Source organism: Verrucomicrobium sp. BvORR106, from assembly GCF_000739655.1.
Classification (GTDB): domain Bacteria; phylum Verrucomicrobiota; class Verrucomicrobiia; order Verrucomicrobiales; family Verrucomicrobiaceae; genus Verrucomicrobium.
This window is the reverse complement of sequence record NZ_BATR01000179.1, coordinates 26,257-36,832: the sequence shown is the minus strand read 5'-3', so window position 1 is coordinate 36,832 and position 10,576 is coordinate 26,257. Positions and strand designations below refer to the sequence as shown.

General features: G+C 62.3%; 4 protein-coding genes. 1 reads left to right on the top strand and 3 read right to left on the bottom strand.

Annotated features, from left to right (window positions below; translation table 11 throughout):
* Nucleotides 1-379: 379 nt before the first annotated feature.
* Both BV106_RS31575 and BV106_RS31570 read right to left on the bottom strand, forming a co-directional pair.
* A complete protein-coding gene (locus BV106_RS31575; protein ID WP_038171570.1) occupies nucleotides 380-1,285 on the bottom strand; it encodes a phosphate--nucleotide phosphotransferase in 906 nt (301 codons plus the stop codon).
* A 73-nt stretch (nucleotides 1,286-1,358) separates the two neighbouring features.
* The gene (locus BV106_RS31570; RefSeq protein ID WP_265596275.1) at nucleotides 1,359-2,171 is read right to left on the bottom strand and encodes a GDSL-type esterase/lipase family protein; all 813 of its coding nucleotides are present in this window, start codon (nucleotides 2,169-2,171) and stop codon (nucleotides 1,359-1,361) included.
* 417 nt (nucleotides 2,172-2,588) lie between these two features.
* Here BV106_RS31570 and BV106_RS31565 point away from each other — a divergent pair, with 417 nt between their 5' ends.
* On the top strand, nucleotides 2,589-7,781 hold the full coding sequence (locus BV106_RS31565) for a DUF1549 domain-containing protein (protein WP_038171568.1): 5,193 nt from the start codon (nucleotides 2,589-2,591) through the stop codon (nucleotides 7,779-7,781).
* A 1,104-nt stretch (nucleotides 7,782-8,885) separates the two neighbouring features.
* On the opposite strand, the gene BV106_RS36545 is transcribed toward BV106_RS31565, so the two are convergent.
* Entirely contained in the window at nucleotides 8,886-10,571 is a 1,686-nt protein-coding gene (locus BV106_RS36545; RefSeq protein WP_051946642.1) for a glycosyltransferase, read from the bottom strand.
* Nucleotides 10,572-10,576 lie beyond the last annotated feature (5 nt).

The window sequence follows — 10,576 nt, the reverse complement described above, 5'->3', positions numbered from 1 at the left end:
TCGGACGCGCGATCGGGGTGGTCGCCGAGGATTCGATTCTGGTTCAGTCTGCGGTAGATCCCCTCAGAGGTTTTGGGCCTGAAAGGCCCGCAGAGCCCAGCCCGGGGGCAAAGGTCACGAAGTGGACGGAGACCCTGGGTACTTCCGCAGAGGATGATCAGGTGGGAAGGCCGACAGCATCCGCTATCTGCCCATTGCCATCAACGCCTCCAGGTCAGGCGGATGCGATGTCGTGCGCTGACTGACGTTCGCGGCAAGATGCCGCGAACAGCACGCAGGATGCGTGCGCTCCCCAAGCATTATGTGGCATCGCTCCGCCTCCCAGACCGGTTGGGACAACCGGTCTGCGTGGCAACCTGACGCCACATGGTCGACTCCTCTAACCCTTGGGCTTCTTCTCCAGTTCCTTCATGAGCACGTCGCGACTGCGGGTGAGGGCGTCTCGGTGTTCTTGCGGGAACTCGGGCCAGGCGAGGTGGAACTTCTTCATCTCAAACCGGATGATGGCGGCCACGAGGAGGCGCATGTTTTTCTTGCTGTCGGCCGGGACGATGTACCAGGGGGATTCCGGGGTGGCTGTTTCACGGATGGCCTTCTGGTAGCACTTTTGGTAGTCGTCCCAGTACTGCCGCTCTGAGAGATCGCCCTCGTTGAACTTCCAGTTCTTTTCCGGGTCATCCAGACGGGAGAGGAAACGTTTCGCCTGTTCGCGCTTGGAGACGTTCAGGAAGAACTTCACCACATGGGTGCCGTTGCGGTGCAGGTGTTTCTCCAGATCGCGGATGCTGTCGTAGCGTTGCTCGTAAAGCTTACCCATGTTTTTCACGGCGCGCTCGGGGAGCCGCTGGATCTTGGTGACGATCTCCGGATGCACCTTGCAGACGAGCACTTCTTCGTAGTAGCTGCGGTTGAAGACGGCGATCTTGCCGCGACCGGGCATGAGGGTGTTGGCCCGCCAGAGGAAGTCATGGTCCAGTTCCTCCTCGCTGGGTTTCTTGAAGGAGTACACATCCACGCCCTGAGGATTCACCCCACTGAAGACATGCTCGATGGTGCTGTCCTTGCCTGCGGCATCCATGGCCTGGAAGATGGCCAGCATGGCGTAGCGGTCATGAGCATACATCTGAAGCTGCATCTCATGTAGATCATCACGATACTTGCCCAGCTTCTCCAGGTAGTCCGTTTCATCCAGGTAGAGATTGGGAATCTTGGTGGGGAAGTCCCCCAGATTGAAGTCTTCACCTTTGGTGACGCGGAATTGCTCGAAATCGGGGCCTTTGCTCATGGGCAGGGGGAGGGGAGGTCAGGCGGAGTCTCGCCGTGGGGCATCTTCGTGGAGAAAGAGGCAAAACCAAAGCTCAATGTTTGGGAAGATGGGGCTTCAGCGCCTCGCCCCAGATGGCATATCCCTTCTCACCGGGATGCAGGAAATCAGGCATGACCTCGCGGGAGATGGTGCCATCGGCGTTGGTGAGCTTGCTGGTGAGGTCGATAAGTGTCACGCCGTTGCGTTTGCCGATCGGTGCGAGGTGTTCGTTGATTTCCTTGATCTTCGTGCGGTAGCCGTTGTCCGGCTTCTCACCACGGGGAAAGACGGCCATGAGCACGATGGCGGCGTCCGGGCACTTCTCATGCACGCGATCCACGATGGTGCCGATGCCTTCGGCAATCTCCGCCGGGGTGTTGGCGCGGGCGTTCTTGGTGCCTGCCAGGTTGTTGGTGCCGATGTGGATCACCACGAGCCGGGGGATGAGGCCGTCCAGTTCACCCTGCTGGATGCGGTAGAGCACGTTCTGGGTGCGATCCCAGCCAAAGCCGAGGTTCAACACCGGCAGGTCGCCGAAGGTGGCTGCCCAGGCTTCCTTGCCCCGGTTGCCCTTGGCCTCATTGGGCGGGCCACCCCAGAAGTGCGTGATGGAGTCGCCGATCAGCACGACCTGCGGCTTCACCTGGTCCTTCACCGCGAGCACTGCGGCATGACGCTGATCCCAGTCATAGAAGTCCCTTTCCAGTTTTCCCACGGGGATGATGGCCGTGTTCCCTGCGGGCGCGACCACAGAGGCGGTAGTCGGGGCGGTTGGGGCGACGGGGGCAGCGGGCTCTGCCTGGAGCGGCGAGGTGAGAGCCAGCAACGAGACGAGGGAGAAGGGATGAAGCCAGGCGATGCGCATGAGCGCCATTCAGCAGGCGGAGTCCGCGGTGTGCAAGTTGCGAGGTGGGCTGAGTTCGTTTTTCCAGCCTTGGCAGTTTGGACGCGATCAGGCAGGCAGAGGCCTGGGGACGCAGACGGATTTCCGGCTGGCGAAAGCGGCGTCGAGCCGCACGCACTCCGAAGACGCTTCGCGACGGGGGCCGGGATGAGGCTGGCGGGGCCCACATTTGGCGGGAATCCACCCATGCATGATCTGCGCATCCATCATGGGAAATCTGGTAGCGGTGTGGGAATTCGCATCGCCCTGACGATTTACGTGTGGTGACATGATCTGATGCCGCCGTGGGAGGGCGTATGCCACCGACTCCCGCGCCGCCTGGATCGTCCGTGTCTCCTTTTTCCATTTTCAGACAGAACACGACCCCGCCCGTCTTCCATGATTCCTTCCTCCCGATCTGCTTCTGCCCGGTTCACGTCGCTGCTGGCAATCGCCACCACCTTGGGCGCGGTTCTGTCGTGGCCTTCGCTGGGATATGCCGCCCCGAAAAAAGAGGAGGTGGTGGACCCGAATGCCCCCGTCAGCTTCTACAAGCAGATCCGCCCCATCTTTCAGGGTCAGTGCTACGGATGCCACCAGCCCTCCAAGGCCAAGGGCGACTACATCATGACGGAGTTCACCCGCCTTCTGAAGGGCGGTGAAGAAGGCAATGCCGTGGTGGGCGGCCAGCCGGATGCCAGCCATCTGCTCAAGGAGATCACCCCCGATGCCACCGGCAAGGCGGAGATGCCGCAGAAGGCGGACCCTCTGCACGCCACCCAGATCGCGCTGATCAAACGGTGGATCACGGAAGGGGCCAAGGATGACACGCCGGTCTCAGCCCGCCAGCAGTACGACATGGAGCACCCACCCGTGTACGGCACTGCCCCGCTGATCACCTCGCTGGATTACTCCCCAGATGGCAAGTTGATCGCGGTGGCGGGTTACCATGAAGTGCTGCTGCATCGTGCGGATGGCAGCGGGATTGAGGCCCGGCTAGTGGGACTGTCGGAGCGCATTCAGAAGGTGGTGTTTTCACCAGATGGCACTCGTCTGGCCGTGGCCGGGGGCAGCCCGGGACGCATGGGCGAGATCCAGGTGTGGGATGTGGCGAAGCGGAAGCTCGAGGTCAGCGCCAGTGTCACCTTTGACACTCTCTACGGGGCAAGCTGGTCGCCAGACGGCAAGCTCATCGCCTTTGGCGGGGCGGATAATTCCTTGCGGGCCATCGAGGCCGCTACAGGCAAGGAAGTGCTTTTCACGGGATCGGCCAACGACTGGGTGCTGGACACCGTGTGGAGCAAAGACGGCAGCCACGTCATCGGCGCGGGCCGGGACATGAGCGCGAAGCTGACCGAGGTGTCCACGAAGCGCTTCGTGGACAACATTACTTCCATCACCCCCGGTGCGCTCAAGGGCGGCATGCACGCGGTAACGCGGCACCCCCAGCGGGATGAAATCCTCATTGGCGGTGCGGACGGGGCCCCCCAGATCTACCGTGTGTTCCGCGAGACGAAGCGGGTTATTGGAGACAATGCCAACCTGATCCGCCGGTTCCCTGCGGTGGAGGGGCGCATCTTCACCGTGGACTACAGCCCGGATGGCAAGGTCATCGCGTGTGGCAGCAGCTATGAGGGCCGCGGAGGCGTCACTCTTTACAGTGCGGAGTTTGACCCCGCCATGCCCAAGGAGATCCAGGCCATCGTGCAGAAGGTGGTGAGCGGCCAGAGCGCGGATGAGAAGAAGCAGCTGGAGGCCTGGGTGACCAAGGATGTGAAGCAGCTCAAGTCCGTGCCCATGGAGCGTGGGGTGTTCGCCCTCACCTTCAGCCCGGATGGCAAGACTGTGGCCGTGGGCGGGGAGGATGGCCGGGTGCGACTGGTGGATGTGGCCGCCGGCACGGTGGTGAAGGAGATCGTGAGCGTGCCGCTGGCAGATGAAAAAACACTGGCGGCGCTGGAGGCGGCCATCCCGGATGAGACGGTGCGCAGCAGTGTGGAGAAGGATTTGACTCCTGAAACCCTGCCCAAGGGCGTGGTCATCGGCTCACTGGAGGTCAGCCCCCGCAACATCCAGATTGGCAAACGGACCGAGTACGCGCAGGTGCTGGTGACGGCGAACTTTACCAATGGCACCCGGGCGGACGTGACACGCCAGGTGAAGATGGAGGCCAAGGGCCTGCCTGTGGCGGTGTCGGCACGCGGTCTGGTGCGCCCCGAGGAGGACGGCAAAGGCACGCTGGTAGTTTCCTTGGGAACGCATCAGGTGGAGATCTCCATGGAGGTGTCTGGAGTGAAGGCGAAGTTTGAGCCCGACTACGTGCGAGATGTCATGCCGGTGCTATCCAAGGCGGGGTGCAACATGGGCACCTGCCACGGCTCCAAGGACGGGAAGAATGGCTTCAAGCTCTCCCTCCGTGGCTACGACCCCATCTATGATGTGTCTGCCTTCTCCGAGGAACTCTGGAGCCGCCGGGCCAACATCGCGGCACCGGGGCACAGCCTGATGCTGCTCAAGGCCAGCGGCAGTGTGCCCCATGAGGGCGGCCAGATCACCGTGCCTGGAGAGCTCTACTATGAGACGATCAAAGCCTGGATCGCCAACGGGACCCGTCTGAAGATGGACTCTCCCCGCGTGACCCGGATCGAGGTGCTGCCACGCAATCCGGTGGTGGAGACGATCGGCTCCCGTCAGCAGATGCGGGTGCTGGCCACCTATGCGGATGGCGTGACCAAGGACGTCACTGCCGAGGCCTTTATTGAGAGCGGCAATATCGAGGTGGCGGAATCCGACAAGCAGGGCCTGGTGACCACCCTCCGCCGTGGCGAAGCGCCCATGCTGGCGCGCTTTGAGGGGGCCTATGCCGCCACCACCATCACCGTCATGGGGGACCGCTCCGGCTTCGCCTGGGTGGAGCCGCCCACGCACAACAAGATCGATGAATACGTCGCCGCCAAATGGCAGCGCATGAAGATCCTGCCCTCTGAGCTGTGCAGCGACACCGACTTCCTCCGTCGCGTCTATCTGGACCTCACCGGTCTGCCGCCTTCGGCCGCAGAGGTTCGCGCCTTTCTGGCCGATCCCGCCGAGTCCCGGGTGAAGCGGGATTTGCTGGTGGACAAGCTCATTGGCAGCCCCGCCTTTGTGGACCAGTGGGCCAACAAGTGGGCGGACATGCTGCAGGTGAACAGCAAGTTCCTGGGCGATGAAGGGGCGAAGATGTTCCGCGAATGGATCCGCACGCAGGTGGAGTCCAACCTGCCCTATGACAAGTTTGTTTACTCGATCCTCACGGCTTCAGGGTCCAACAAGGAGCATCCCGCTGCGAGCTACTACAAGATCCTGCGCACACCCGAGGAGACGATGGAGAACACCACGCACCTCTTCCTGGCCATCCGGTTCAACTGCAACAAGTGCCATGACCACCCGTTTGAGAAGTGGAACCAGGACCAGTACTACCAGACCGCGGCGTTCTTCTCCCAGATCGGGTTTGATCGTGATCCGGCGAGTGGGGAGCGGAACATCGGTGGTACGGCGGTGGAAGGGGCCAAGCCGCTGTTCGAGATTGTGAAGGACACGGGCAAGGGGGAGATGATCCACCTGCGCACGAACAAGCCCGCCGCACCGGAGTTCCCGTACCCAGTGAAGTTCGCGACTCCGCAGGAGGCACCGCGGCGCGAGCAACTCGCCTCGTGGATGACCAGTGCGGACAATCAGTACTTTGCCATGAGTTATGCCAACCGCATCTGGGGCTACCTCACCGGCACGGGCGTGATCGAGCCGCTGGATGACATTCGCGCGGGCAATCCGCCGAGCAATCCCGAACTGCTGAGCTACCTGACCCAGGAGTTCACCAACAGCGGTTTCAACGTCCGGCACCTCATGCAGATGATCTGCAAGTCCCGCACCTACCAGTTGGGCATTTCGACCAACAAATGGAATGAGGACGACAAGATCAACTACAGCCATGCCAAAGCCCGCCGTCTGCCGGCGGAAGCGCTGTTTGACGCCATCTACACGGTGACCGGTGCCACCAGCAAGATCCCCGGTGTGGCTCCTGGTACCCGGGCCGCCCAGCTTGCCGATTCCCAGACCAAGATCCCCGATGGGTTCCTGGGTAACTTTGGCCGCCCGGTGCGCGAGAGCGCCTGTGAGTGCGAGCGCAGCAACGATGTGCAGCTTGGCCCTGTGATGGCGCTCATCAGCGGACCCACGGTGGGCGATGCCATCAGCGATCCCGGCAATGCCATTGCCAAGCTGGCCAAGGAGATTCCGGATGATGGCAAGCTCGTGGAGGAGCTCTTCATGCGCATCCTGAACCGTCCGCCCACGCCGCAGGAGATCAAAGCCGCCCTGGCGGCCATGGCGGGCATGGATGCAGAGAACAAGGGGCTCCTGGCCGAGTGGAGTGCGCAGGAGGTGAAGCAGGCCCCGGAGATCGCCCGCATGGAGCAGGAGCGTCGCGACAAGATCGCCACAGCGGAGAACACGCTGGAAGGTTATAAGAAAGAACAGGCCCCCGTGGTGGCCAAGAAAGAGGCCGACCGGGCCGTCGCGATCAAGAAGGCGGAGGAAGCCTCCGCGGCGCTGGTGCAGGCTGCGACGCCAAAGCAGGAGGCCTGGGAGCCGTACGTGGACCTCTCCACCGTGTGGGTGCCGCTGGATCTGACCGTGGTGGATGCCAAGGGGGTGCAGAAGATTGAGAAGCAGCTGGATGGCTCTCTCTTCGTCACTGGCACGCCCGAGGGGCCCAATGTGGACGCGATCTACACGTTGCGGGGCAGCACGAACCTGAAAGGCATCACGGGCATCAAGATCGAGGCCCTGCCGGATGTGCGTCTGCCCAACAACGGCCCCGGCCTGGCACCAGACGGCAACTTCGTGCTCACCGAGTTCATGGTGAGTCAGACGCCCGCCGGGCAGAAGGCGCCGGGCGCGCCCAAGCGCAATGCGGATCTGAAGGGGGCGGTGAAGCTCCTGGCTCCTAAGGCCACTTTTGAGCAGAAGGACTTCTCCGCGGCCGCCTCTGTGAATGGCAATCGCGATGTGGCAGATCGTGGCTGGGCAGTCTCGCCCAACACGGGGCGGTATCAGCAGGCCGTGTTTGAGACGGACCCCGCCACGACCGGGTACGAGGAAGGTACGCAGTTTACCATCGTCATGCAGCAGGGCTTTCAGCGGCAGCGGTATCAGTTGGGGCGGTTCAAGATCTCCGTGACGACCGCCCAGGCGCCATTGCGGTTTGGTGCCTCCCAAGTGGTGGCGGAGGCTGTGCGTCTGATGCCGGACAAGCGCAGCAAGGAGCAGCAGGCGGCATTGAAGGATGGGTATCTGTTGACTGATCTGGGGTATCAGAAGGCCCAGCAGCAGGTGGTGGCAGTGAGCAAACCTTTGCCGGAAGATGCGAAGTTGAAAGAGCTGGATGGCGTGCTGGTTGATGCGAAGAACCCGATTCAACTCGATCCCAAGCTGGTGCAATTGCGTCGCGATGCGGAGCTGAGCAAGCTGCAGATGGCCAACCAACGGCTGACGGCGGCGCAGGATCTGGCGTGGGCGTTGATTAACTCACCGGCGTTTTTGTTTAATCATTGAGGGTCGGGGCAGCTGGGCGGTGAGGAAGATCAAGGTAGAAGAACCGTCCCGGTTCTTGTTGTGGTTGCGCGTAGCCTTGGAAGTGGACCGGGTGAAAGGGAGTTTGGGGGAAGCTGGGCGGCTCTGCGACCCCTTCAGGGTCGGGGGATGTGGGAAGTTACCGGGGGTGTCGGTCGCTACGCTCCCTCGACCCCCGGCTACCTTCTGTGATGCCTTCGGCATCGGGGGAAGGCGATTGTCCGAGGAGGGCCGCCGGTCGATTGAGGAGGTGGGAGCAGGCCTGCTCATTCGAGTGGCCCCTGAGGTGATGGGCGGTGAGGAGGGGTAAGGTAGAAGAGCCGTCTCGGCTCTTGCTGTGGTTGAGTGCAGCTTCGGAGGTGGGTCGGGTGACATGGGATCTGGGGGAAGCTGGGCGGTTCTGCGACCCTTTCTGGGTCGGGGGATAGAGGAAGTTACCGGGGGTGTCGGTCGCTACGCTCCCTTGACCCCCGGCTACCTTCTGTGATGCCTTCGGCATAGGGGGAAGGCGAATGTTCGAGGAGGGCTGCCGGCCGATTGAGGAGGTGAGGGCAGGTCTGCTCATTCGAGTGGCCCCTGAGGTGATGGGTGGTGAGGAGGCGTGGTGGCCGGGAGGGAGTGTTGTTGCTTCGGCCACCCGCGGGACCGGAGATCCCGCCTCCTTTTCCGGCTGGCGGGGATGTTGGGTGTCGAGAGCATGGTGTGGCGTCGAGGGGCTATCGACGACGTGTGCCGGAGGGGGTGACGTTCAAATCAGGAGTGAGGGGGATGAGGAAATAAAGGAGGCGGGGGTTCCCAGCCCCGCTCAGTCGATCGGCCCGTGAGGTGAAGGGGGGAAGATGTATGGCGGGAAGCCGGGCGGTTCTGCGACCCCTTCAGGATCGGGGAGATACAGGAAGTTACCAGGGGTGTCAGTCGCTACGCTCCCTCGACCTCCGGCTACCCTCTGTGATGCCTTCGGCATAGAGGAGTTGAGGAGAGGAGGCTTGGTGTCGAGAGCGAGGGCGGTTCCTTCGCTCACATGCGGGACCGGAATCTCGCTGAGACTTCCGGCTTGTGGCCGTGGCGGATTTCCCCGCCATGTCCTCACTGCCCGCCGAAAAACAGCCGTCGTAGTTTGTGGCCGAACTTGCTGGTCCGGGTTTTCTCTGCCTGCAGTTTGTCCCGCAAGCGGGACGCTTTTTCCTTGGCGGATTTCAAGCGTTCTTTGTCTTCTGCACGCTCTTGCTGGAGCCGTTCGACCTGGGCGGTCAAGCTGGCGATCTTCTCCTGTAGCTGAAGGTATCCCTGCTGCCTGCCGAATTGACCTGGACCTTCGCTGCCAAACCATGCGAGCAGCGCGCGCTTTACCCAGAGGGGCGAGGCGTCCATCATGGGTTGAATCACTCGCAGGTGATTCGTATGGAAGGCGCCTCTGCGGCTGAAACTGTCGGATAGGTGGCGGTAGTAGAAGAGCGACTGTGGAACCACCTCCAAGTCATGTCCCGAATGAACGAGCCGGCTGAGGAAATCCCAATCCTCGAGGCTGAAGCCGGGGAGTTCGCGAAACCCTCCCAGCTTGTGAAACACCTCGGAGCGGATGATGAAATTGGTGTCGCCGAAAACGTTGGTCAGGAAGCCGGCTTCAAGGCAGGGGCCGACGGCATGATATTCCGCGAACCAGGAGTCAGCACGGGTGGGGGAGGGAACTTCTCCTGCAAACAACTGAAAGTGGCAGGTCAGCGCATCCGCGCCCGAACGGTGCAGGGACTGGCTGAGAATTTCCAGCATCTCCGGCCGGGCGATGTTGTCGGAATCCATGAACACCAGGTGCTGGGTGGGGGCCTGGCGGGCGGCGTGATTCCTCGCTCCCGAGGCTCCGCGGTTGATGGACCGGATGAACTTCCAGCCCCGGTGCTCATGCTGGCTTTCCAGCGCACTGAAGGTCTCGATCGATTCTGCGTCCGTGGAGCCGTCATCCACGACGATGACCGTGAAGCTGGATAGGGTCTGCGCGGACAGGGACTCGAGAGCCGCTGCCAGATAGGCCCCGTGATTGTGGTGGGCCATGCACACGGTGAGCTTGGGTGGGGCCTCCGCCGGTGCCGCGGGGCCGAAGCTGCGCGGCCTCATTTCCAGCAGAGCCGGGAGCCACGATGCCCAGGCAGTGTCAGCCCTCTGGTCCGTGCCGAAGAGCGGCAGGGTGACCCGAGTTATAGGAAACTCCCAGTGGTGTTCGTGTCCCCAGTTTTCCATTTCCCCAGCGGGCAGGATGGCGACGTCCGCATGCTGGATGGACCACCTCTCCCCGTGGCCGTTTACCAGATGATCCACGGTGCCGGCCGGGAAGCAGCGAAGGGATTCCATCTCGCGTTCCGTTCCCCCATGCAGCGTGGTAGTGATCACGGGACCGCCAGGCAGTCCCAGGGTGCGGCGTCGTTGCAATGCCACGAAGCCGGTGCTCTTCCAATCCTGAAAATGGATGAAGTCAAACTCCCGTGTGCCAAGAAAATCCGCTACCCGGACCGAGAGTTCGAGGTTAACACAAGGAGGGAGGTGAAGATGGGTCCCTTCAGGCAGGGGCAGAAAGCTCTGCTCCACTCCCGCAATCAGGGGCAGGGGGGTGTCCTCGCCGTGCGACTCTCCGCCAAAGGCAAACAAGAGGGTCACCTTCTGGCCCTGGCTCTGCAGCCAGGTCGCCAGCCCCAGGCAATGGGCACGGATGAGCTCCAGCCACTCGTCAGAGGCCGCTGCCGGGTGGAAGGGGGCAACGACACAATGCCGGGCCTGCATGGATG